The sequence below is a fragment of the Ralstonia sp. NFACC01 genome (assembly GCF_900115545.1).
GTDB classification, from domain to species: Bacteria; Pseudomonadota; Gammaproteobacteria; order Burkholderiales; family Burkholderiaceae; genus Ralstonia; species Ralstonia mojiangensis.
Genome location: NZ_FOWV01000008.1, coordinates 148061 through 168851, shown reverse-complemented (window position 1 = coordinate 168851; position 20791 = coordinate 148061). Strand labels below are relative to the sequence as shown.

Sequence of the window (20791 nt, the reverse complement as noted above, 5' to 3'; positions counted from 1 at the left end):
CCTAGTGGTGATGCATGCCGGGCATGGACCCGCCGGCAGGCTTGTTGGAGGTGGCGGCTGGGGCGCTCTCGGGCATGACGTGCCCCGCATGGCCGCCATCCGCAGAAGCGTCTGACTTGGGGCTCACGGCCGCGTTGGTCTCGCGCCAGGGCGCGGGGCCGGTATCGCGATACGCGCGGTAGCTGTCGAATGTGCGCGGCGCGGCTACAGCCGGCACAGCCGCGTCCGCATTCAGTGGATCAGCTGGGGAAGCTGTCGGCGCAGACGCCCCGCCCTGCGCCAAAACCCATGGCGGCGCCAACGCCAGTAGCGCGGCGGCCACGAACCATCGTGTGGAAAGCATGAGAAACCTCGATCAAGCGTGATGACATACGGCCGTGTGTCGCACACGGAGCCGTAGAACCAGAGGCCAGCCCGCTCTATGGACGGACTGGTGGCGTCAAACGCGAATCGAAGGTGGACGTTGCAGCGCTTCGGGAATGAAGCTGCGGAAGGAAACGGCGAGGCCACGCGGCGCGTCGGCCGGCAGCTTGATCAGCGGCACGCCAAGGCTGGCGGCCAGGGGAACGACCGACCCGAGCGAACAGGCCGCGCAGATCGGGCAGGTCTTGCAGTGCGACTGCGCCGGCGCTTTCGGCTCGCTGTCGGCAGCCACGGCGTCTTCATGCTCATGGCAAGCGTCGGACATGACGGCGCCATCATCCGGCATTGCCATGGCAACCATTGCATCGTCCATTGCACCGCCGCGCGCCATCATGGTCGTCGCGGCAAACCCTTGCAGGGGCAGTGCCAGGACAACCAGCCAAAGCAGGAGGCGGGTCAGCAAGCGGTGCATGGAAAACAGGACGGGCTGAAAATCGTTTGCGGCAGAAACTGCTAGTGTAGCGCGATGTCATCAAATTTCGAGCAATGCAGCACAAGATGAGTTGAGCGCGGCACAATGACGGCCTGCTGCGTACCCATTTCTGCGCGCCCTGCTTTCCCATCATTCCAGCTTCAACGCCCCCATGAATACGCAATCCCACCAGCTCAGCATGACCGTGCTGATGACGCCTGACATGGCAAATTTTTCCGGCAACGTGCACGGCGGCCACATCCTGAAGTTTCTCGATCAGGTTGCGTATGCGTGCGCGAGCCGCTACGCCGGCCGCTATGTCGTGACGCTGTCGGTGGACCAAGTGGTGTTTCGCCAGCCGATTCACGTGGGTGAACTGGTGACGTTCCTCGCATCGGTCAACTACACCGGCCGCACATCGATGGAAATTGGTATCAAGGTCGTTACGGAGAACATCCGCAACCAGGTCGTGCGCCATACCAACAGCTGCTATTTCACGATGGTGGCCGTGGACGACGACGGCAAACCGGCCGACGTGCCGCCGCTGGCGCCCGCCAACACCGAAGAAAAGGAACGCTTCGAAGCCGCGCAGCAGCGCCGCGCGCTGCGTCAGGAAATGGAAGCCCGACACAAAGCGATCAAGGCAACCTACAGCACGCCGGCTTCAGGCAGCTGAACTGCCTGCCTACGCAGTCAGCAAGGTACTGCAAACCGCGTGGTATCGCGATCGCGCATCGTTATCCACAGGCTTACCCACCGTTTCTGTGGATAACGCAGCGCCAGTGTTGCGCAAACGCGCCCCACCTCGACGCAACCTACGGCTGAGGAAGCGCGTGCAGAAATGCGAGCACGGCGTCGTTTAACAACGCCGGTCGCTGCAATGGCGCGAAATGGCTCACGCCCGGCAGCAACACAAACTGCGCATCAGGAATGGTCTGCACCAGATAGTGCGCGTGCTCGGGCCGGATGAACTCGTCGTGTTCGCTCTGCACGATCGTCACCGGCACGCGCGTCGCGGCAAGCTCCGCGGCCGTTGCGTTGGGCTGCGTCTGCATCATTTCGGTGACGGCCGCGACAAATGCATCGAAGTCGCCAGGTGTGGATGAGAGCGCGGTGTAATCCTTTCGGTGGCGATCGAAGCAGCGGTCAATAACAGGCGTGGGCGAAAAGGGCTTGGCGCCGCTTGGGTCCATGTTGCAACCGAAGAAGAACACGCCCGCAGCGCGTTCCGGCGTCTGCATGGCCAGGGTGAGCGCAACGCAAGCGCCGTCGCTCCAGCCGATGAACGCCGCGCGGTCGATGTGCAGCGCATCCATGACGGCCCGCACGTCGGATGCCATGCGCGTGTAGGCGTAAGGCTGTGCGTCGCGTGTGCTGCGGCCGTGCCCACGGCTGTCGATGACGATGGGCCCGTAGCCCGCACTCGTCAGTGCCGGAACCTGATACCCCCAATTGCCGCTATGGCCGAGCCCGCCATGCAGCAGGATCACAGGCCTGCCGACGCCGAAGGTCGCATACCAGATGCGGGCACCGTCGTGCTCGACATGGCCGTGCTCAACGGCGGCCGGCAGCGGTTCAGCGCCCTGGGCGGCAAACCGTGTCAGATCGTCGTCGAAGGCGTCCATGTCGATCAGGTTTCAGCTGGCATAGCCAAGCGCCGCGAACTGCTGCTTGAACCACCAGTAGCAGAGCGCCGCGGCCGCCGCAAAGATGGCCACGAGCACCCAGCCCAGCGGCGTCAGGCGCTTGCGTTCGGCATCACGGTAGGCGAGCTTGTCGCCGCCGACCAGAAACGCCAGCCCGAAAACCAGGCAAGCCGGCACCAGCACCATCGCCTTGAGTGAGTAACGCACGGTGGGCGCGCCCGCCTGCGCCTGGTGCAGTGGGCCGAGGATGAAGAACCAGCCGATCACCGCGCCAATGATGAGCACCAGCACGCCGCCCAGGCGGGCCTTGAGGTCTTGGGACATGAAAGTTCCGAGGGATGGATTGGCCAGCGCCTTACGGGAGCGCCAGCATGATCCTGGGAGAATAGGGACGCCGCCCCAGCCACGCAACTTGTGTTAAGGCCGTTAACACAAGCCGCAAACCCGGCCCGGACTAGCGCGCCTCTCCGATCTCGATACCGAGTTCGTTGAGCACCTCACGCGCCGAACGAAACGCCTCGATGGCGGCCGGCGCACCGGCATAGATGGCGCTATGGAGCAGCACCTCGCGGATCTCCACCGCCGTTGCGCCGTTGTTGATTGCGCCGCGCACATGGCCCTTCAGTTCAGTGCTACGGCCCAGCGCGGCGAGCATCGCACAGGTGCACAGGCTGCGCGTCTTGAGGTCGATGCCGTCCCGCTGCCACGTGCTGCCCCAGGCGTGCTCGTTGAGCCAATCCTGCAGCGGTGCCGAGAAGGCGTCCAACCCGCTCATCGCACGTTCAACAAATGCGTCGCCCATCACCTGCGCGCGGCGTGCACGCCCGGCCTGCTTGTCTTGTTCCGACACGATGCCTTCCTCCGTTTTGAAAAATCACGTCGATCAGCCTGGCTTGACCAGGAACATCATCAGCGCCGTACCCACCAGAACCGCGCAGAACGCCAGCCGCAAACGTCGCGCTGAAAACCGATACGCCAAGGCCACACCCCACGACACGCTCACAACACCGCCGGCCGCCAGCGGAATACCCGTTCCCCAATCCACATGGCCAGCATGCGCATACGTGGCAAGTGCGATCAGCGAGCCTGGCACCACCAGCGCGAGCGCCATGCCCTGGGCGCGTGTCTGCTGCATGCCGAAGAACGTCACCAGCGCCGGCACCACCACCAACCCGCCGCCCACCGTGAAAATGCCCGACATCGCGCCGCTGGCGATGCCCATCAACGGCAGCGCGGCGGCCGGCATGGCATGTGGGGCAGCATGCGCGGCGTCAGCGGTACTCGGCTTCTCTTTGAGCTGCGAGGCAAAGTACACCGCCAGCACGATCAGAAATACCGCGAACGCCGTATGCAGCAGATGCGCGTCGAGCCCTGCTGCAAAGCGTGCGGAAACGTAGGTCGCCGCCATCGAGAACACGCAGATCAGCGCGACGGAACGCAGATGCACCGGATGCCGCTGGTGATACCGCCAGAAGCCGATCAGCACATTGGGCGCAATCATCACCAGCGCAGTGCCCTGCGCCAGGTGCTGGTCCATCCCGTACAGATAGCCCAGCACAGGAATGGCGATCAGCCCGCCGCCAATGCCGAGCAAACCGCCTGCCACGCCAAGCCCCATACCGAGCAGCAAATTGATCAGGCCCGTAAGAACCGCGTGAGACGTCATGCCGACAAGAAGAAGAAAGCAGAAAGAAACGCGGCGGCGCGCTGTATCTGCTACAGCGAGCCGCCGGAGATGAATGTGAAATTGTAGCGCTTGCCACGCCGGGCAAGGTCTAGGCGAGATGCGCGGCAAAGCCTGATTTCTCGGGAGCGATCCCGGCCCGCAACGTGAGCGACGGGATCTCGTATTCACCGGCGTTCTGCCGGCGGAACGGGATCGGCGCTGCGGTAAACAAGGTGTCGAGTCGTTCGCCCAACGCCTGGGTGGTCTGCGCAAAGCGTGCCGCGTCCATGCGGCCGGTGCGGTAGCTCACGAATGGCGGCACCACATCAAAACCGGGGTAGTACAGGATGCCGTGCTGGATCGGGAACAAGAGGTCGTCGATCGGGCCGTTGATGCCGCGCGGGCTGTAGTGGGACTCCCAGCCGCCCGTGGTGACGATGAGCATGGCGCGTTTTCCGGCGAGCGTGCCTTCGCCGTAGCGATCGCCCCAGTGGGTGTCGGAGTGCTCGCCAACGCCATAGGCGAAGCCATATGCGTAGACACGCTCGACCCAGCCCTTGAGGATGGCCGGCATCGAAAACCACCACAGCGGAAACTGCAAGATCACGGCGTCGGCCCATTGCAGCTTGGCCTGTTCGGCAGCAATGTCGGCGGCTTGCAGGCCGTTCTCGAACGCGTGCTTGGAATCCAGCGACGGGTGGAAATGTGGACCGACCGGCGCAACGGCGCTGTCGTTTGCATCCAGCGCGGCCTTCCACTGCATGGCGTACAAGTCCGACACCTGCACGGTGTGGCCGGCGGCTTCCAGACGCCGGACGGCAAAGTCCTTGAGGGCGCCGTTGAGCGACTTGGGTTCGGGATGGGCGTAGACGATCAGGACATTCATGGTGGCAACTCCAAAAAAAGGAATGGCTCCAGCATGCGGGGCGTCCAGGTATATTGGAAATGAATTGTCAATATTCCAGGCATAGCCATGAATAATCTCAGGCGGTTGGACCTGAACCTGCTGGTGACGCTCGATGTGCTGCTGACCGAGCACAACGTCACGCGTGCAGCGGAGCGGCTGAACTTCTCTCAGCCTTCGGTGAGCGTGCATCTGGCGAAGTTGCGCGACATCTTTGGTGATCCGCTGCTGCTACCGGGCCCGCGCGGCATGCGCCCAACTGCTCGAGCGGAAAGCTTGCGCGAGCCGCTGCGGCTGGCGCTGGAAGCGCTGGAGCAGGCCGTCGCGCCCGCCAGCCCGTTCGAGCCCGCGCAAGCCACCAATACCTGGCGCGTGGCCGCCACGGATTACGGCGAATCCACCATCGCGCTGCCGGCGCTGAACACCCTGCGCACAAGCGCGCCGGGCACACGGCTCGCCATGCTGGAGCTGGTACCCACGCGCGTCGAGAAGCAAGCCGAGCAAGGGGAGATCGATCTCGCGTTCCACACCACAGACGGCGCGCCACCCGGCCTGCGCCGCCGTGCGCTATTCACTGAACGCTATGTGCTGATCGGACGCGCTGGACACCCGCGCCTGAAGCGCAAGCCGACGCTGGCGCAGTTCTGCACGCTGGATCACGTGATCGTGTCGCCCGATGGCGGTGGCTTCTTCGGCGTGACGGACGAAGCCCTGAAGGCGGCCGGTGCCACGCGACGCGTGGTGCTGTCGGTGCCGCACTTCCTCTTTGTGATGACGGCGGTCGCCAGTACCGACATGGTCGCCATGCTGCCCGAGCGGCTGGTGCGCGGGGCCAGTGCTCTGCAGGTGGTTGAACCGCCGGTGGACGTGCCCGGGTATGAGATGTCGATGCTCTGGCACGAACGCATGCATCGAGACCCAGGGCACCAGTGGCTGCGAGATGTGATTGCGGGAGCGGTCTAGCCAGCCGCCCCCAAAGCACCATCGCGGAAAAGACTACAGCCCGACCTTGGGCGCGGTGAAGATCAGGCGCAGCCCGAGCGCACCGATCGCCATGGCCGCTACGCGATCGACCCAGGTCTTGGCACGCAGGTACATCTCACGCGGCATCCGACTCGAAAAGCACAGCGCGACGATGGTGTACCACCCGAACTCGACCAGGAACACCAGTGGCGGCAGCACGAAGTAGCACCACACCGGCGGATGCTGCGGCAGCAGCGCGGCAAAGATACTGCCGTACCAGATGGCCGTCTTGGGATTGCTCATCTGCGTGGTGATGCCGGTCCAGAACGACTTGCGTGCGCTGCCCGCTTGCTGCGTCAGGCGATCGTCCATCACCATGGGCAGCTTGGCGCCGCGCCAGATCTTCCATGCCATGTAGGTCAAATATGCGCCGCCGGCAATCTTGAGGCCGATATAGAGCCACTCCACAGCTTGCAGCAACGTGTAAAGCCCTGCCAGGGCCAGGCCACCGAAGAACAGGGCGCCCGCGCCCATGCCAAGTGCAGTGGCCAGGCCGTCGCGGCGCGATAACCCGATGGCATTGCGCGCCACCAGCACAAAACTCGGCCCGGGAATCATGGCGCCCAGCAACAGCGCAACGAGAATGGCAAATACGGCGGCAGATGCAGTCATCGGGAGTCTCCTTTTGTGGGCGCAGACATTCAGAGATACAGACCGCGATTCTGCCACGCCGACGATTCTCACGTGGGGCCGGGTGGCAAGGCGGCGGCACCTCTGCCGCCACCCCGCCCTGCCCTTACTTGCACTGCTGCTTGTTGATCGACACGTCATTCAAGTCGGCGGCGGTGTAGAGCGCCGGCACGTTCGGGTCGCCGGCACCCGTCATTGCTGCGTTCAAGAGCGCCAAGGCCTGGAGGTGGCCAGCCTCGCCGCTTGAAAAGCGCTGCTGCGCCGATTTCGATGCGTTGTACATGCCATTGCACAGGAGCGCCTTGCGGAAGATCTCCAAAACCGCGATCCGTGCAGCGTACGTCTCGCGCCGCTCAGCCGCTGTGGCGGGCGCGTGGTTGATCTTGGCGTACTGATTGGCGCACTGCGTGCCGAGAATTGGGTACGCATCCTTGATGCCGTCGCATGTTGCGACGGTCGCTGGCGGCGCAGCCAACGCGGCCGTGGCCGCCAGCGACGCGATCAGGGACACCACCGCCAACAGCACGATGCGGATGACAAGCACATTCGAGCGGATGTTCATTGCAGGTTCTCCTCAGTCAGATCCGTGGACAAAAAACACAGCGGCAACCGGTAGCGCTGTGTGGACTGACGATACGGGCGGGGTCTGTGGCGGCGGAATGCACCAGAGGTTCTGGCGCAGGTCAGGGGAAACGCGGCATGGGAAGAATGCCGACGAGGCCGGCCACGCTTCATTGGCGTCGATGGTTGATTGCCATGGCAGCGCGCAACGTGGGGTCCCGACAACGCTTCGTGCAGCAGCCGGCGCGTTTGCGCAATCTTCGTTTGCCGCGCTGGCGCGGCCCCGGTAGAGTCTTCCCCCAATGGGTTCACACCCAGAGGTCTGGGCAAAACCGGAGTGATCCGGCGACGCAAAGCTATAGGGACTTCGCTGAACGAAGTCAGCCAGTTGCCCGCCAACCCGCAACGGGGCGGGCCTGATGACACACGCAACGAACTGCGTGGTCGGGGGCACATAATGAAAACGATACAAACGGGGGGGCGTTCGCCCGCATTCGCCACGCTGGCCGTGGCATCGCAAATGCGCAACGCAAAGCGCAGGTTTGCACGCGCTGCATGCGCGGCTTTCGCCTTGGTGTCGGGCGCGCTGATGGGTGCATCGCACGCCAGCGCTGAAGGGCTGCTGGTGCCGTCCTACATCTATCCGTCGGGCACCGGCGCAACGCAATGGAGTGCGCTGGCCACCGCGGCAACATCGGTACCAACAACGGTCATCCTCAACCCGAACAGCGGCCCGGGCACGACGCAGGATGCCAACTACGTTGCCGCCGTCGCCAAAGTGCATGCCGCGGGCGGCAAGGTGATCGGGTACGTGTCCAGTTCGTACACAAACCGGTCGTTGTCAGCCGTGGTGCAGGACATCAACACTTACCAGGCGCTGTATCAGGTGGACGGCTTCTTCATCGACGAGATGACCGCCGACAGCACGACCGCGCACATCCAGTTCTACCAATCGGTCTACAACTACATCAAGGGGCTGTCGCCCAACTACACGGTCACGGGCAACCCGGGCACCAATGTGCCGGAGATCTATGCCAGCCTGCCGGTGGCGGACCAGCTCGTCGTGTTTGAAGACAGCGCCAAGCACTACGCCAACTATGCGCCCCTGGCGTGGCAGGCCAACTATCCGACCGCCCGGTTTGCGCACATCGTCTACGCTGCGTCGGCCACGCAAATGCAAACCTTCGTTCGCAACGCGTCGAGCAAGGGCGCTGCCACCGTGTTCATCACAAACAAGACGTTGCCGAATCCGTACGGCGCGCTGCCGACTTACTGGAGCCAGGAGGTGTCCGCCACGGCCGTTGCCCCATGACGGCGCTGGCGTGACGCGTTCCGCATGTGCGGGCTGATGCTCCGCACATGCTTTATATTCGGGCCACACTGCATCCACCCTTCGCCGCCCCGTCGGCGTTGAGGCAACAACAAGGAGAACCCCGTGGCCCTTTCTTCTAACAAGCTGCCCCCCTGGACAATCGCTGCCCCGCTGCTGGCGTGGGTGGTGTTGGTCGGCGGCTCGTTCATGACGCCCCCTGGCTGGCTGATCGCACTGATGGCACTTGCACTGGCCGGCGCCGTCTTTGCCGCCGTCCACCACGCCGAAGTCGTCGCGCACAAGGTGGGCGAGCCGTTCGGCACGCTCGTCCTAGCGATTGCCGTGACGGTGATCGAAGTCGCGCTGATCGTCTCGGTGATGCTCTCTTCCGGGCCAGAGAAAGCAGGCTTGGCGCGCGACACCGTGTTTGCCGCAGTCATGCTCATCTGCAACGGAATCGTGGGTGTGTGCCTATTCGTGGGTGGCCTGCGTCACCGCGAGCAAGCCTTCCAGGCGCCAGGCGCCACTGCAGCGCTCGCCGTGCTCGCTGCGCTTGTCACGCTGACCATGGTGCTACCCAACTACACGAGTTCCACGCCGGGGCCTGTCATGACCTCGTCGCAGCTTGCCTTTGCCGGGGTGACATCGCTGGTGCTGTACGGCTGCTTCGTCATCGTGCAGACCATCCGCCACCGCGATTACTTTCTCGTCGACAGCGCCAACGAAGACGTCCATGCACCGCCGCCGCCCACACGCGTCGCGGCGCTCAGCGCGGTATTGCTGATGGTGTCGCTGGTGGCCGTCGTGGGTCTGGCCAAGGTGCTGTCGCCTTCGGTGGAAGCGGCCATCCTGAATGCAGGCGCTCCGCCCGCGACGGTCGGCATCGTCATCGCCGCACTGGTGCTGCTGCCGGAATGCCTGGCCGCCCTGCGCGCCGCCAATGCAGACCGCATCCAGACGAGCCTGAACCTCGCACTGGGCTCGGCGCTGGCGAGTATCGGCCTGACCATCCCGACGGTGGCGGCCGTGTTCATTTGGATCGGCCGCCCGCTCGAACTGGGCCTGGGCCCGAAGGAAATGGTCCTGCTGTTCCTGACGCTGATCGTGTCGTCGCTCACGCTCGGCAAGGGCCGCACGACCATCCTGCAAGGGGTCGTGCATCTGGCCATCTTTGCGTCGTATCTGTTTCTCTCGATCGTGCCCTGAGCAACACGCACGGTAGCGGGTTGATGTTTGGGGCGCGCCGGGCGCCCCTTGTTTTTTAGGCGCCATGTCTGACGTTATTGCACCGGCTCCATGCCTTGCAGCAACGTGGGAATCAGCTCCGACACCGTCGGGTGAATGTGCATGGCGCGGCTGATGGTCGTGTAAGGCGCCTTGGCATACATCACGTCGAGGATCGAATGCACCGCCTCGTCACCGCCCACACCCAGAATCGACGCGCCCAGGATTTCGTGTGTCTGCGCATCGACCACCACGCGCATGAAACCCTGGCTCTCGCCCTTCTCCACCGCGCGGCCGACGCGCGTCATCGGGCGGTTGCCGACCAGCAGCTTGCGCCCCGATTGCTTCGCTTCCGAGAGCGACATGCCGACGCGCGCAAGCGGCGGGTCGATGTACATGGCGTACGCCTGGATGCGGTCCGACACCTTGCGCGGATCGGCGTCGAGCAGATTGGCCGCGACGATCTCGTAATCGTTGTAAGCCGTGTGCGTGAACGCGCCGCGACCGTTGCAATCGCCCATGGCCCAGATGCCAGGCACGTTGGTGCGCAACTGCTCGTCAACGCGGATATTGCCGCGCTTGTCGAGTTCCACGCCGGCCTTGTCGAGTCCAAGATCGTCGGTATTTGGCACCCGCCCGACCGCCATCAGCAGATGCGAGCCCGACACCTCGCGCGCGCCGCTGCCGCTGCCGCAGTCCAGGCCAACCACCACGTTGGCGCCGTCGCGCCGCACGCTCAGGCAATCGGCGTTGACCTGCACGTCGATGCCCTCGGCTTCGAGAATCTCGCGCACCGCCTGCGATACGTCTTCATCTTCGCGGGCGATCAGGCGTGGCCCTTTCTCGACAATCGTCACGCGCGCACCGAAGCGACGAAACATCTGGCCGAACTCCAGCCCGACGTAACTCCCGCCGATCACGACAAGGTGCTCGGGCAGAAAATCCACGTCCATCATGGTGGAGTTGGTGAGAAACGGCACCTGATCGAGCCCCGGCATGGGCGGCACCAACGCCCGGCCGCCCACGTTGATGAAGATGTGTTCGGCTTCGAGCAGTTCGTCGCCCACGCGCACGGTGCGCGCGCTCTCGAAACGGGCATGGCCCTGAAAGACGGTGCCGTGCTCCAGCCCGCGCACCCATTGCTCCACACCCCGGCTGGAGCGGCCGGAAATTTCATCCTTGCGGGCCTTCACGCGCTGCATGTCGACGGTGACGCCGCCGTTGATCACGACGCCGTATTCAGCCGCACGCTGCGCCATGCGTGCTGCATAGGCGCTGGCCACCATCGCTTTCGTGGGAATACAGCCGGTGTTGACGCACGTGCCGCCAAAGCGGCCGCGCTCGATGATGGCCACCTTCATGCCGGCGCCAGACAGGCGCGCCGCCAGCGGCGGGCCGGCCTGACCGGTGCCGATGATGATGGCGTCGAAGCGTTGCGTCATGGCGCTCTCCTTCGTGTGCGGGCCAAGCGCGGCCGTCTCGGTATGGTAGGCGGCGCACGTGGCAACGGCGAGTTGCGGCGACAGTTTTTGCCGACACACCGGGCGACGCACGCAGACAGCGCCGTCGCCGCAAGGAAAGCAAGAAAGCGGCCGTAGCGCTCAGTGGCAAGCGCAACGGCGCATCAGATCAATGGTGGTGATGGTGTTTGCCGTGGCGACGGTAGCCGCGGCCGCGGTCGTCGCGGTCGGAATACGAATTGCGCTGTACGTTGCCACCCAGGGCTGCACCCGCGCCGCCGCCCAAGCCCGCGCCCACGATGCCGCCCGTACGGCCGCCCATGGCATTGCCCGCAGCGGCGCCCACACCGCCTCCCAACGCGCCGCCCACGATGGCGCCCTTGCGCTCGCGGCCGTTGGCCGTCAATGCGCCGCCGGCACCGCCGCCCACAGCACCGCCGATGACGGAGCCGGTCGGACCACCCAGCGCGCCGCCCACGGCCGCCCCGCCCGCGCCACCCAGCGCGCCGCCCAGCGCATTGCGCAAGTCGTCCGCCGCAGCGGGCAAGGCCGTCAGGCCGGCGAGCGTTGCCACAATCAGGGCCGGTGCAATCTTCTTCAACATGGTGTTCTCCTTATGCGCAAATGCAGGATGCGGCACTCAAATCAGCACTGAGGGCCGATTCGGGCTCGATGAGTTCGGGGCGCAGAATACAAGTCGCGCAACGGGGCGGGTTAAACACATTCGTCAATCTCGTAACAGAATGTTGCTAACCCGAGCATGCCCCTAAGCCATTGATAAGCCAGACAGAACAGGAGAACCCATGCCCAGCTACATCGCCTTCCTGCGCGCCGTGAACGTGGGCGGCACCGGCAAACTGCCCATGGCCGAACTGCGCGCGATGTGCGAATCGATCGGCCTGAGCGGCGTACGCACCTACATTGCGAGCGGCAATGTGGTGTTTCAGAGCCGGCTGGCGGAAGCGACCGTCAAGGCGAAGCTGGAACGCTGCCTGGAGGATTACGCCGGCAAACCCGTGGGCGTGCTCGTGCGCACAGGCGCGGAGCTGGCAGCGGTGCTGGAAGGCAATCCATTCAAGACGGCTGCGCCCAACCGGACGGTCGCGATTTTCCTGGATACGCCGCCGCCCGCCGATGCATTGGCCGCCGCCACCGGCTGCCGGACGGAACAGATGGCCCTTGGCACGCGCGAGATCTACGTGCATTACGGCGACGGCATGGCCGATTCCAAACTGAAAATCCCCGCCGCCAAGACGGGGACGGCCCGCAACATGAACACCATCGCCACGCTGGTCGACTGGGCTACCGAATAGCACCGGTCATTGCGCGGCCGACTTGTGCTTTGTCATGTGGTGCAAATACGCCAGCAGATCGTTGAGTTGCGCATCTGAGAGCGTTTTCTCGTCGATGGCCGACATGCGGGCGTTGGGCCACCAGCGCAGCGATTGCGGATCGCGGATCAGGTGGCGCAGCTTCTCGTCGCCCAGGTATTCGACCGGGCTGTACGGCACGTTCAGGTCGGGGCCAAGGTTGGCATCGCCGGCGCGGTTGAGCGTGTGGCACGAGAAGCAGACGCGCTGGAACGTGGCGAAACCGCGCATGACAGGGCCATCTGCGGGCAGCCCGGCCGCGGGGCGGATGGCCGCAAAGCGCTCACCGGGCAGCGCAGCAATGTCGATGCGAACGATGCTGTAAGTCCACAGACTTTCATTCACCACCGATGCCTTGGCCGGCGGCGCCGTCCAGATCAGGCGGAACGGGCCGATGTCCTGCCCTTTGAGTGTGGGCCACGGCGCGGCCGGGTCTTCCACGGCAAGCCAGGCGCGCGGGCCATCGGCGCGGTCGCCCAGCAGCAGGCGCATCGGCAGGTGTGATACGTAGCCGTCGCTGGCGGCGGTGGTGGCGCTGGCATTCGGGCTGACTGCCTGCCCTCGGAACAGCTCCGTCACCGGGATCGCCTTGAAGGTCAGGCGGCGCTTCAGATTCTGGTCTTCCACGGTCACGCTCGTCAGGTGCGGATCGTGCAGCAATGCATCGCGCGACAACGTGCGGTGCTGCGTGCCGATGTTGACGGTCAGCGTCGTGCCGTCATCCGGGGCGTCAGCCGCATGGGCGGCGCTGCCGAACGCTGCGCATGCGCAGAGCGCCCATCCGGCCATCGTTGCAAGCCAGTTCTTCATGAGGTCTCCTGTGTGCAAATTGGGCCACTTCGTTGCGACGAGAGTGTAGGCAAGCGCACGAGGTTTGGCACGGTTTTCGTTATCGATACCGGTTTGCTTCCACGCGCTGCCTGACGGTCTGCAACGCGGCATCGAGCCGGTCAAGCGCGACGGAGCCCAACGCCAGCCGCAGCGCATGCGGTACCTGCTTTGACGTCGCAAACGGCTCTGCGGTGGACACGGAGATGCCATCCTCCTGCAGCGCCACGGCCACGCGGTCGGCACGCACCTCGGGCGGCAGCGCAAGCCAGACAAAATACGACGCAGGATGCGTGGCCAGCGTCAGCCCAGCCAGCGCCTTGCGGGCAATCGCCTGGCGTGCTGCGGCATCGCGCCGCTTTTCGGCTTCCAGGCGGTTGACCGTGCCGTCGTCCAGCCATGCGCATGCAAGGCTGGTGACGATGGCCGGGGTGTTCCAGGTCGTGGCGCGGATGGCGCGTTCCAGTTGCGGCACCCACGCAGCCGGCGCGGCAACGAAGCCGAAACGCAGGCCGGTGGCCACGCTCTTCGACAGGCCCGAGATGTAGACGGTCGATTCCGGCGCCAGCGCGGCCAGCGGCACGGGCGGGTTGTCTTCCAGAAAGGCGTAGGCCGCGTCTTCCATGGCGATGAGGCCGTGGCGGCGCACGATGGCCGCCAGTTGGCGCCGCCAGCCAATGCCACTTACCCAGCCGAGCGGGTTGTGCAGCGTCGGCATGACGTAGACGGCGCGCACACGGCGCCGTGCGCAAAGCCGCTCCAAAGCATCCAGGTCCAGCCCGTGCCCGGCTGCAGGCAGCGGCGCCAGTTCCAGATGCAGCATCTCGGCAACGACCTTGAAACCGGGATACGTCAGGGCATCCACCGCAACCACATCGCCGGGTTTGAGCAACGCCATGGCGGTCACGGCCAGGCCGTGCTGCGCACCGTCGACCACGAGTACGTTGTCCGACGCGACGGGCAAGCCGCGCTGCGCCAGGTGGCGCGCCACGCAGGCGCGTTCATGCGCGCGGCCGCCATGCGGCGCGTAGCGCAACAGCGCATCCAGATCGCCGCCGCCGGCCAGCTTGCGCAGTGCGCGGCTCAGCAGCCGGGCCTGTCCGGGTAGCGACGGATAGTTGAAGTTCAAATCCACCACGCCAGCGGCCACGGCTTGCTGGTCGATACCGAGGCCGCGCGACAGCGTGTTCTCCCGCACGAAGGTGCCGCGCCCCACTTCGCCGCTCACCAGGCCCATCGCTTCAAGCTCGGCATACACGCGCGTGGCCGTGACCAGCGCAACGCCGTGGCGCTGGGCCAGTTGCCGGTGCGTGGGCAGGCGTGTGCCAGGCGGCAGACGGCCGGAGCGGATCTGCGCGGCCAGTTCGTCAACGAGCGGCTGGTAGCGGGCCTGAGTCATGGCTTGTTGTACTAAGGACAATTTTTTGATTGTATTGCCCCGTGCCCCTAGCATGCGATCTATCCCAACGCGACAGCACACCGATCATGCACATCGCCATCCTCACCTTCGACGGGTTCAACGAACTGGATTCACTCATCGCCTTTGGTGTGCTTCACCGCATCAAGAAACCGGACTGGCGCGTGAGCCTGTGTTGCCCGCACACCGAAGTCACGTCGATGAACGGCGTGACGATGCATGCGCAATCGATGCTGGAAGACGCCCGCACCGCAGATGCCGTGCTTGTCGGCAGCGGCATCCGCACGCGCGACGTGGTGGCCGATCCGGCTTTGATGGCGCGGCTGGCGCTCGATCCGTCACGGCAATTGGTTGGGGCGCAGTGCTCGGGCACGTTGGTATTGGCCAAGCTGGGGCTGCTCGGCAACGTGCCGGCCTGCACAGACCTGACCACCAAGCCCTGGGTGCAGGAAGCCGGCGTGGAAGTGCTGAACCGGCCGTTCTACGCCAACGGCAATGTGGCGACGGCGGGCGGGTGCTTTGCTTCGCCGTACCTGGCGGCATGGGTGATTGCGCGCACAGAAGGCGTGGAGGCCGCAGCAGAAGCGCTGCACTACGTGGCCCCCGTCGGCGAGAAAGAAGCCTACGTGGAAAACGCCCTGCGCAACCTGCGGCCTCACCTGCCTGGCTGATCGCGGGTGCGTTGGCCAGCCGATAGACTGGACGGCCCCTTCACGCATCGCAGACACGCGATCAGGAGTCACTTCTTGAACACGCTGACGACACTGAAGACGCTTGCCCTGCTCGTTGCCGTGGCGCTGCTGGCCCACAGCGCCGGCGCCTTTGCTGCCGAAAGCCTCGCCAACGGCATCAAGCGGCGCGCGCCGCAGGGCATTTCCACCAGGCTCTATGCCTGCGTCGACAAGGCCCCGGACAATCCGGACACAATCGGCGCATGTCTCTCAGCAGAAAAGGCCGCGCAGGACGAGCGCCTGAACCGAACGTACAAGACACTACTCGGCACATTGAACGGCAAGGCGAAAGACGCACTGATAAATTCGGAGCAGGCGTGGCAGGACTTTCACACTAGGACGGCCGCCCTTGAGGCCGCCATCTACGGCAAGGACAAGCTCGACGATTTGCAACGCCTGGAGAACGCAGTCTTCCGCCTGAGCGAGCACGCCAACGCCCTCGACAAGTACTTGGCCGCGAAGGGACAGTAAGCCGTTCAGGCGTCGGCCGTCGTCGACAGCCATGTGCGCAGGATGGCCACGCTGTAGCGTGAATCCACCTGCGCGATGAACTGCGCGAAGTCCACGCTGGCCGCGTCATCCGCGCGGTCGGAAATCGTCCGGATCGCGGCAAACGGCACGCCCCACTCGTGGCACACCTGCGCCACGGCGGCCCCTTCCATCTCGACGGCCAGGGCGTCGGGCAACGCCGTACGCAGCACCGCGCTTTCTGCCGAGGTGCAGACAAAGCGGTCCCCGCTGACGATGAGGCCGCGATGCACCTGCGGCGCCGCAATCCCGAAGGCCCGCATGACATCCGGACCCAGCAGCGCGTGCGGGTCGGCCAGCACAGCGCCAGCGCTTTCCAGCAGCCCGCTGGCGAGCGACACGTCGGCAGGAAAACGCGCCATGCCGGTCAGCGGAATTTCCCAGCGCGGGAACAGCGGCGAGGCATCGACATCGTGCTGCAGCAGTTCTTCCGACACCACCACGTCACCCACAGCCACGCCCGGTGCCAATGCGCCGGCCACGCCGGCAAACACCACGGCGCGTACGTTGAACTGCGTGATCAGCACGGCGGTGGTGGATGCCGCTGCCACCTTGCCCACGCGCGACAGCACCACAACAACTGCGTGGCCGTCCAACTCGCCCGTCCAGAAATCGCGGCTGCCGATGTGGATGCACTGTGCGCCGGACAGGCACGTCAGCAGTTCGTTGATCTCTTCATGCAGGGCAGCAACGATGCCGATCGGGCCACGGGCGTTGATCTGGGAAGACGGAGTGTTCATGCAGGATGCGGCGCCGGCTTGGGGCGCAGATACGTCGAAAGACGCCATTGTCGCTGCAATCCGGTTCCTGCCGGCGCCTGCGGTCAGAGGCGCTGCGCCGCCCGTTGCACGGCGTCGTGGCGGTCCGCACGCAAACGATCGAGCCGCGAGGTCACCGCTTCGAGAATCTCCGGTGCCGCACGCTCGGGGCGGCCGCAATCGAACGGCGGCGCGGGGGCGTATTCGATACCGAGCTGCACGGCCTGCGCATGCTCGGCACCGGCAATGTCGGCCATGACCGTCAGCGCCATGTCGATGCCGGCCGTCACGCCGCCACCGGTGATGAGGTTGCCGTCACGCACCACGCGGGCTTCGTCCATCGTGGCGCCAAACGCGGGCAGCAGGTTTCGCCACGCCCAGTGGCAGGCCGCGCGCTTGCCCTGCAGCAACCCGGCCGCGCCCAGCACGAGCGAGCCGGTGCAGACCGAGGTGACATAGCGGGCGCCGTCGGCCAGGCGCCGCACCTGGCGCACGAACTCTGCGTCTTCCATGGCTTCGATCACGCCAAAACCGCCGGGCACGCAGATCAGGTCAGCGTGCGGAATATCGGCCAGTCGCTGCACGTTCGAGATGGTGAGGCCGCCATCGGCATGGATCTCTCCGCCGGCTGCGGAAGCCACCACGCATTGCGCGCCGGGCAGCCGCCAGAACACTTCGTGCGGGCCAGTGAAATCGAGCTGGGTGACCCGGTTGTACAGCGCAAAGACAACGATGAACGGGGAAGTCGTCATGGTTCGGCTCTCCTGAGATTGGTGCGGTGGTGGGTTGACGCTTCACAGGATCGCGCTCTATCGTGTTGGCAGCAATGACCAGTCTCCCACTTTTTCTGCCATGGCCCACCGCATCGCTGTGCTGATCTTTCCGGACTTCCAACTGCTCGACGCCGCCGGGCCGGTGGCGGCATTTGAAGTGGCCAGCCGGTATCGGGACGATCACTACGCACTGCGCACGATTGCCGCCCAGGCCGGCCTCGTCCGCAGTTCTTCCGGTGCGCGCTGGGATGCCGACGCCCTGCCCCCGGCCAACCAGGTCGACACGCTGCTCATTGCCGGCGGCGACGGCGTGGATGCGGCCATGACCGATGCACGCACGCGCCGCTTTGTACAGCGCTGCTCGGCCCGCGGCGCGCGCGTGGCCAGCGTGTGTTCGGGCAGCCTGCTGCTGGCCGCCACGGGCCTGTTGAACGGCCGGCGCGCCACCACCCACTGGAGCCGCAGCGAGCAGTTCGCGCGCACGTTCCCGCAGGTGCAGCTCGAACCCGACCACATCTACGTGAACGACGGCCCGATCTGGACCAGCGCCGGCATCAGCGCCGGCATCGACCTGGCGCTTGCCCTCATCGCCGAAGACCTGGGCGAGCGCCTGGCACGCGCGGTGGCACGGCAGCTTGTCGTGTACTACCGGCGGCCCGGCGGGCAGTCGCAGTTTTCAGCGCTGAATGAGATGGATTCGGCACGTGGCCGCTTCAAACCGCTGCTGGATCATGTGCGGCGCAACTTGAGCGCACCGCATCGCGTTGGCGATCTGGCCGAGCACGCCTGCATGAGCCCTCGCCATTTCGCACGCGCGTTTCAGGTTGAAACGGGTCTCACGCCTGCAAAGGCCGTGGAAAAGTTGCGCGTGGAAGCTGCCCGTGCCGCGCTGGAAAGCGGTGCGGCCTCCATGCAGCGCGTGGCCACCGAATGCGGTTTTGGCGATACCGAACGCATGCGGCGAAGCTTTCAGCGCCTGCTGGGCGTGCCTCCGTCTTCATTGCGCGCACGCTGACCTCACTTAAACCCGCGCCACTGCGCCATTCGCCTTCCTCAGGTCCGAACTTTGCGTCCGAGCTCCCGCGCCGCCCAACCTCGATAAGAAGGGGGCGCGCAAAACGGACACAGGGAACGTAAGGAGCCAAGGAGGAGATGCGTATGGACACTCGGGAAATGTTGGCCGTCGTCGGGGTCACGCTGGCCGTCATCACAGCCTATTCGCTTGCCCGCGATCTGACCGACGAGCCGTTGGGGCTGCAGGCACCGCAAACCGGCCTGGTGCACGTGCAAGCGCAGGTGAGTGCGCCGCATCAGTGACGCGCATGGCGCGCAAAGGCCGGGCCGCATCCCTGATCGAATGGCCGCCGCGTCTGGTGGAAGACATCGCCCGGCGCCGTGCGGTGCTCTTCTTCGGGTCGGGCATTTCGGCCAACGCCAGTTCGGCCGATGGCACGCGGCACCCGCCCACCTGGGCTGAACTGCTGTGCCTGGCCGCCGACGCCATCGCCCCCAACGCACCGCAACTGTCGGAAGAAGTTCGCGCCTTTGTCGCGCGTGGCGACGTACTGACCGCCGCAGAAATCGTGCGCCGCGTCCTGGGCCAGCGTCGGCTGACCGCGCTGTTGCGCCGTGAGCTGGTCGCGCCGCACTTTGAAGCGGCACCCATCCACGACGCATTGCTCGCACTCGATTTCCGCATCACGCTCACACCCAACTTCGACACGCTATATGAATCGCTTGCCCATTCGCACGGCAGAGCGCCGGTGGAGGTGTGCCACTACAGCAACCCCGCGGTGGCGGCGCGCGTGCGTGAAGACTGCAACCTGATCATCAAGACGCACGGTTCGATGAGCGACCCAGCCTCGCTCATCTTCTCGCGCTGCGACTATGTACAGGCGCGAGCGCGCTACCGCGCCTTCTACGATCTGGTCGAGGCACTGCTGCGCACGCACACCTTTCTCTTTGTCGGCTGCGGCATTGACGACTCCGACATGCGCGCGCTGCTCGAAACCTATGGCGCCGAACACCCCGGGGCCGAACGCCATTACTTCGTGACCGCCGCCGACACGTTCTCCGACGTGACCGCCGCCGTGCTGGAAGACGCGCTCAATCTGCACGTGCTTCGCTATCAGGCGCAGGCGGCAGACCATCCGGCGCTGCTTGCGGCTGTCCGCGCACTCGGCACGACGGTCGAGCGCGAGCGCAAAGCCATCCACGGCCATCGTCGGCACGGGGCCAAGCGATGACGATCCGTGTCGGCATCTCCGGTTGGCGCTACGAAGGGTGGCGCGGCGTGTTCTATCCGGAAGACCTGGCGCAGCGCCGCGAGCTGGAATATGCGTCGCGCCAGTTCGACACCATCGAGATCAATGGGTCGCACTACTCGCTGCAATCGATCACGAGCTGGCAGGCTTGGCATGACACCGCGCCCGACGGTTTTGTTTTTGCGGTCAAGGGGCCACGCTACTTGACCCACATGCTGCGGTTTCGTGACGAGACGGCGGTGCCGGCACTGGCCAACTTCTTTGCTTCGGGGGTGCTGGCCCTGCGGCGCAAGCTCGGGCCGTTCCTGTGGCAGTTTCCACCCAACTTCCGGTTCGATGCAGAGCGGTTCGAGCGCTTCCTGTCTCTGCTGCCGCGCGACACGACAGCCGCGCGTGCGTTGGCCCGTCAGCACGATGCGCGCGTCAAGGCGCCATGGTTTGCCACGCGCGACCAAAAGACGCTCCGCCACGCGGTGGAAGTGCGCCACGAGAGCTTCTGCACGCCGGAGTTTGCAGCGCTCCTGCGCCGGCATCGGGCCGCGATGGTGGTCTCGCATGCCATTGCAGACTGGCCGTACCTTGAAGACGTGACGAGCGATTTCGTCTACCTCCGCCTGCACGGCGCCGATGCGCTCTACAGCGGCGCCTATGCCGATGCCGCGCTCGACCACTGGGCCGATCGCATCCGCCAATGGGCTGCCGGCAGCGAGCCGCCCGATGCACAACGCGCCGGCGCACCCGCCAAACTGCGGCGCAGCGGACGTGACGTCTATTGCTACTTTGATAACGATAAAAAGGTCGAAGCGCCTTCCGATGCGCGGCGCTTGCTCGAACGGCTGCGTCCTGCCAAGTAAGACTGCG

Annotated in this window: 26 protein-coding genes and 1 riboswitch; of the genes, 11 read left to right on the top strand and 15 right to left on the bottom strand. The window is 65.2% G+C overall.

Annotated features, from left to right (window positions below; genetic code table 11):
• Window position 1: 1 nt before the first annotated feature.
• Window positions 2–343 carry a hypothetical protein gene (locus BM136_RS20385; RefSeq protein ID WP_092974899.1) on the bottom strand — a complete coding sequence of 114 codons (342 nt, stop codon included), beginning with the start codon at window positions 341–343 and terminating at the stop codon, window positions 2–4.
• A 96-nt stretch (window positions 344–439) separates the two neighbouring features.
• Entirely contained in the window at window positions 440–835 is a 396-nt protein-coding gene (locus tag BM136_RS20380) for a hypothetical protein (protein WP_092974896.1), read from the bottom strand.
• Window positions 836–1007: 172 nt separating this feature from the next.
• Here BM136_RS20380 and BM136_RS20375 point away from each other — a divergent pair, with 172 nt between their 5' ends.
• Window positions 1008–1511, top strand: coding sequence for an acyl-CoA thioesterase (locus BM136_RS20375; RefSeq protein WP_092974893.1), 504 nt, complete (start codon window positions 1008–1010; stop codon window positions 1509–1511).
• A gap of 139 nt (window positions 1512–1650) precedes the next feature.
• Here the strand turns inward: BM136_RS20375 and BM136_RS20370 are convergent, their stop codons facing one another.
• The 5 genes from BM136_RS20370 to BM136_RS20350 all read right to left on the bottom strand — a co-directional run bounded on the left by BM136_RS20370 (window position 1651) and on the right by BM136_RS20350 (window position 5033).
• Window positions 1651–2460: an alpha/beta fold hydrolase gene (locus BM136_RS20370; protein WP_092974890.1), complete on the bottom strand. Its 810-nt coding sequence runs from the start codon at window positions 2458–2460 to the stop codon at window positions 1651–1653.
• Between the two features lie 12 nt (window positions 2461–2472).
• A complete protein-coding gene (locus BM136_RS20365) occupies window positions 2473–2805 on the bottom strand; it encodes a hypothetical protein (RefSeq protein WP_092974887.1) in 333 nt (110 codons plus the stop codon).
• A gap of 130 nt (window positions 2806–2935) precedes the next feature.
• Window positions 2936–3331, bottom strand: coding sequence for a carboxymuconolactone decarboxylase family protein (locus BM136_RS20360; protein WP_092974884.1), 396 nt, complete (start codon window positions 3329–3331; stop codon window positions 2936–2938).
• Window positions 3332–3364: 33 nt separating this feature from the next.
• Window positions 3365–4147, bottom strand: a complete 783-nt coding sequence (locus BM136_RS20355; protein ID WP_092974881.1) for a sulfite exporter TauE/SafE family protein — start codon at window positions 4145–4147, stop codon at window positions 3365–3367.
• A gap of 109 nt (window positions 4148–4256) precedes the next feature.
• Window positions 4257–5033 (bottom strand): NAD(P)H-dependent oxidoreductase, encoded by a 777-nt coding sequence (locus BM136_RS20350; protein WP_092974878.1) that lies wholly within the window; start codon window positions 5031–5033, stop codon window positions 4257–4259.
• Between the two features lie 87 nt (window positions 5034–5120).
• Between BM136_RS20350 and BM136_RS20345 the strand changes: the two genes are divergently transcribed.
• A complete protein-coding gene (locus tag BM136_RS20345; RefSeq protein WP_092974875.1) occupies window positions 5121–6014 on the top strand; it encodes a LysR family transcriptional regulator in 894 nt (297 codons plus the stop codon).
• Window positions 6015–6047: 33 nt separating this feature from the next.
• Here BM136_RS20345 and BM136_RS20340 read toward each other — a convergent pair whose 3' ends face one another.
• Both BM136_RS20340 and BM136_RS20335 read right to left on the bottom strand, forming a co-directional pair.
• Window positions 6048–6686 (bottom strand): LysE family translocator, encoded by a 639-nt coding sequence (locus BM136_RS20340; protein ID WP_092974872.1) that lies wholly within the window; start codon window positions 6684–6686, stop codon window positions 6048–6050.
• Between the two features lie 124 nt (window positions 6687–6810).
• The gene (locus tag BM136_RS20335) at window positions 6811–7266 is read right to left on the bottom strand and encodes a hypothetical protein (protein ID WP_092974869.1); all 456 of its coding nucleotides are present in this window, start codon (window positions 7264–7266) and stop codon (window positions 6811–6813) included.
• Window positions 7267–7580: 314 nt separating this feature from the next.
• Window positions 7581–7661, top strand: a riboswitch (cyclic di-GMP riboswitch).
• A gap of 61 nt (window positions 7662–7722) precedes the next feature.
• On the opposite strand from BM136_RS20335, the gene BM136_RS20330 reads away from it, so the two are divergent.
• Window positions 7723–8577 (top strand): spherulation-specific family 4 protein, encoded by an 855-nt coding sequence (locus BM136_RS20330; RefSeq protein ID WP_092974866.1) that lies wholly within the window; start codon window positions 7723–7725, stop codon window positions 8575–8577.
• A 123-nt stretch (window positions 8578–8700) separates the two neighbouring features.
• The gene (locus tag BM136_RS20325; RefSeq protein ID WP_092974863.1) at window positions 8701–9783 is read left to right on the top strand and encodes a calcium:cation antiporter; all 1083 of its coding nucleotides are present in this window, start codon (window positions 8701–8703) and stop codon (window positions 9781–9783) included.
• 74 nt (window positions 9784–9857) lie between these two features.
• On the opposite strand, the gene BM136_RS20320 is transcribed toward BM136_RS20325, so the two are convergent.
• Together BM136_RS20320 and BM136_RS20315 are read right to left on the bottom strand one after the other, a co-directional pair.
• Window positions 9858–11243, bottom strand: coding sequence for an FAD-containing oxidoreductase (locus BM136_RS20320; RefSeq protein WP_092975097.1), 1386 nt, complete (start codon window positions 11241–11243; stop codon window positions 9858–9860).
• Window positions 11244–11430: 187 nt separating this feature from the next.
• The gene (locus BM136_RS20315) at window positions 11431–11865 is read right to left on the bottom strand and encodes a hypothetical protein (RefSeq protein WP_045205440.1); all 435 of its coding nucleotides are present in this window, start codon (window positions 11863–11865) and stop codon (window positions 11431–11433) included.
• Between the two features lie 199 nt (window positions 11866–12064).
• Here BM136_RS20315 and BM136_RS20310 point away from each other — a divergent pair, with 199 nt between their 5' ends.
• Entirely contained in the window at window positions 12065–12574 is a 510-nt protein-coding gene (locus BM136_RS20310) for a DUF1697 domain-containing protein (protein ID WP_092974860.1), read from the top strand.
• Window positions 12575–12580: 6 nt separating this feature from the next.
• On the opposite strand, the gene BM136_RS20305 is transcribed toward BM136_RS20310, so the two are convergent.
• Both BM136_RS20305 and BM136_RS20300 read right to left on the bottom strand, forming a co-directional pair.
• Window positions 12581–13441 carry a c-type cytochrome gene (locus tag BM136_RS20305; RefSeq protein ID WP_092974857.1) on the bottom strand — a complete coding sequence of 287 codons (861 nt, stop codon included), beginning with the start codon at window positions 13439–13441 and terminating at the stop codon, window positions 12581–12583.
• Between the two features lie 79 nt (window positions 13442–13520).
• A complete protein-coding gene (locus BM136_RS20300) occupies window positions 13521–14858 on the bottom strand; it encodes an aminotransferase-like domain-containing protein (protein WP_092974854.1) in 1338 nt (445 codons plus the stop codon).
• 86 nt (window positions 14859–14944) lie between these two features.
• On the opposite strand from BM136_RS20300, the gene BM136_RS20295 reads away from it, so the two are divergent.
• Window positions 14945–15547, top strand: coding sequence for a DJ-1/PfpI family protein (locus tag BM136_RS20295; protein ID WP_092974851.1), 603 nt, complete (start codon window positions 14945–14947; stop codon window positions 15545–15547).
• A gap of 75 nt (window positions 15548–15622) precedes the next feature.
• A complete protein-coding gene (locus BM136_RS20290; RefSeq protein ID WP_092974848.1) occupies window positions 15623–16078 on the top strand; it encodes a lysozyme inhibitor LprI family protein in 456 nt (151 codons plus the stop codon).
• A 5-nt stretch (window positions 16079–16083) separates the two neighbouring features.
• Here the strand turns inward: BM136_RS20290 and BM136_RS20285 are convergent, their stop codons facing one another.
• Together BM136_RS20285 and BM136_RS20280 are read right to left on the bottom strand one after the other, a co-directional pair.
• Complete coding sequence (locus BM136_RS20285) at window positions 16084–16875, bottom strand: 5'-methylthioadenosine/adenosylhomocysteine nucleosidase (RefSeq protein ID WP_092975094.1); 792 nt, start codon at window positions 16873–16875, stop codon at window positions 16084–16086.
• A gap of 83 nt (window positions 16876–16958) precedes the next feature.
• The gene (locus BM136_RS20280) at window positions 16959–17645 is read right to left on the bottom strand and encodes a DJ-1/PfpI family protein (protein ID WP_092974845.1); all 687 of its coding nucleotides are present in this window, start codon (window positions 17643–17645) and stop codon (window positions 16959–16961) included.
• A 100-nt stretch (window positions 17646–17745) separates the two neighbouring features.
• Here BM136_RS20280 and BM136_RS20275 point away from each other — a divergent pair, with 100 nt between their 5' ends.
• From BM136_RS20275 to BM136_RS20265, 4 genes are all read left to right on the top strand, one after another.
• Window positions 17746–18681, top strand: coding sequence for a GlxA family transcriptional regulator (locus BM136_RS20275; RefSeq protein WP_092974843.1), 936 nt, complete (start codon window positions 17746–17748; stop codon window positions 18679–18681).
• Window positions 18682–18824: 143 nt separating this feature from the next.
• Entirely contained in the window at window positions 18825–18983 is a 159-nt protein-coding gene (locus BM136_RS25425) for a hypothetical protein (protein WP_175537179.1), read from the top strand.
• 5 nt (window positions 18984–18988) lie between these two features.
• Window positions 18989–19912: an SIR2 family protein gene (locus BM136_RS20270; RefSeq protein WP_139219386.1), complete on the top strand. Its 924-nt coding sequence runs from the start codon at window positions 18989–18991 to the stop codon at window positions 19910–19912.
• Window positions 19909–20784 (top strand): DUF72 domain-containing protein, encoded by an 876-nt coding sequence (locus tag BM136_RS20265; protein ID WP_092974837.1) that lies wholly within the window; start codon window positions 19909–19911, stop codon window positions 20782–20784. The genes BM136_RS20270 and BM136_RS20265 overlap by 4 nt, the downstream gene beginning before the upstream one ends.
• The last annotated feature ends 7 nt before the right edge of the window (window positions 20785–20791 follow it).

Coding starts and splice junctions, on each gene's coding strand:
- BM136_RS20365 (WP_092974887.1), bottom strand. CDS start 2,805: ATGTCCCAAGACCTCAAGGCCCGCCTGGGCGGCGTGCTGGTGCTCATC.
- BM136_RS20385 (WP_092974899.1), bottom strand. CDS start 343: ATGCTTTCCACACGATGGTTCGTGGCCGCCGCGCTACTGGCGTTGGCG.
- BM136_RS20380 (WP_092974896.1), bottom strand. CDS start 835: ATGCACCGCTTGCTGACCCGCCTCCTGCTTTGGCTGGTTGTCCTGGCA.
- BM136_RS20280 (WP_092974845.1), bottom strand. CDS start 17,645: ATGACGACTTCCCCGTTCATCGTTGTCTTTGCGCTGTACAACCGGGTC.
- BM136_RS20340 (WP_092974872.1), bottom strand. CDS start 6,686: ATGACTGCATCTGCCGCCGTATTTGCCATTCTCGTTGCGCTGTTGCTG.
- BM136_RS20330 (WP_092974866.1), top strand. CDS start 7,723: ATGAAAACGATACAAACGGGGGGGCGTTCGCCCGCATTCGCCACGCTG.
- BM136_RS20270 (WP_139219386.1), top strand. CDS start 18,989: ATGGCGCGCAAAGGCCGGGCCGCATCCCTGATCGAATGGCCGCCGCGT.
- BM136_RS20375 (WP_092974893.1), top strand. CDS start 1,008: ATGAATACGCAATCCCACCAGCTCAGCATGACCGTGCTGATGACGCCT.
- BM136_RS20285 (WP_092975094.1), bottom strand. CDS start 16,875: ATGAACACTCCGTCTTCCCAGATCAACGCCCGTGGCCCGATCGGCATC.
- BM136_RS20335 (WP_092974869.1), bottom strand. CDS start 7,266: ATGAACATCCGCTCGAATGTGCTTGTCATCCGCATCGTGCTGTTGGCG.
- BM136_RS25425 (WP_175537179.1), top strand. CDS start 18,825: ATGGACACTCGGGAAATGTTGGCCGTCGTCGGGGTCACGCTGGCCGTC.
- BM136_RS20370 (WP_092974890.1), bottom strand. CDS start 2,460: ATGGACGCCTTCGACGACGATCTGACACGGTTTGCCGCCCAGGGCGCT.
- BM136_RS20345 (WP_092974875.1), top strand. CDS start 5,121: ATGAATAATCTCAGGCGGTTGGACCTGAACCTGCTGGTGACGCTCGAT.
- BM136_RS20320 (WP_092975097.1), bottom strand. CDS start 11,243: ATGACGCAACGCTTCGACGCCATCATCATCGGCACCGGTCAGGCCGGC.
- BM136_RS20275 (WP_092974843.1), top strand. CDS start 17,746: ATGGCCCACCGCATCGCTGTGCTGATCTTTCCGGACTTCCAACTGCTC.
- BM136_RS20300 (WP_092974854.1), bottom strand. CDS start 14,858: ATGACTCAGGCCCGCTACCAGCCGCTCGTTGACGAACTGGCCGCGCAG.
- BM136_RS20350 (WP_092974878.1), bottom strand. CDS start 5,033: ATGAATGTCCTGATCGTCTACGCCCATCCCGAACCCAAGTCGCTCAAC.
- BM136_RS20265 (WP_092974837.1), top strand. CDS start 19,909: ATGACGATCCGTGTCGGCATCTCCGGTTGGCGCTACGAAGGGTGGCGC.
- BM136_RS20305 (WP_092974857.1), bottom strand. CDS start 13,441: ATGAAGAACTGGCTTGCAACGATGGCCGGATGGGCGCTCTGCGCATGC.
- BM136_RS20310 (WP_092974860.1), top strand. CDS start 12,065: ATGCCCAGCTACATCGCCTTCCTGCGCGCCGTGAACGTGGGCGGCACC.
- BM136_RS20315 (WP_045205440.1), bottom strand. CDS start 11,865: ATGTTGAAGAAGATTGCACCGGCCCTGATTGTGGCAACGCTCGCCGGC.
- BM136_RS20355 (WP_092974881.1), bottom strand. CDS start 4,147: ATGACGTCTCACGCGGTTCTTACGGGCCTGATCAATTTGCTGCTCGGT.
- BM136_RS20295 (WP_092974851.1), top strand. CDS start 14,945: ATGCACATCGCCATCCTCACCTTCGACGGGTTCAACGAACTGGATTCA.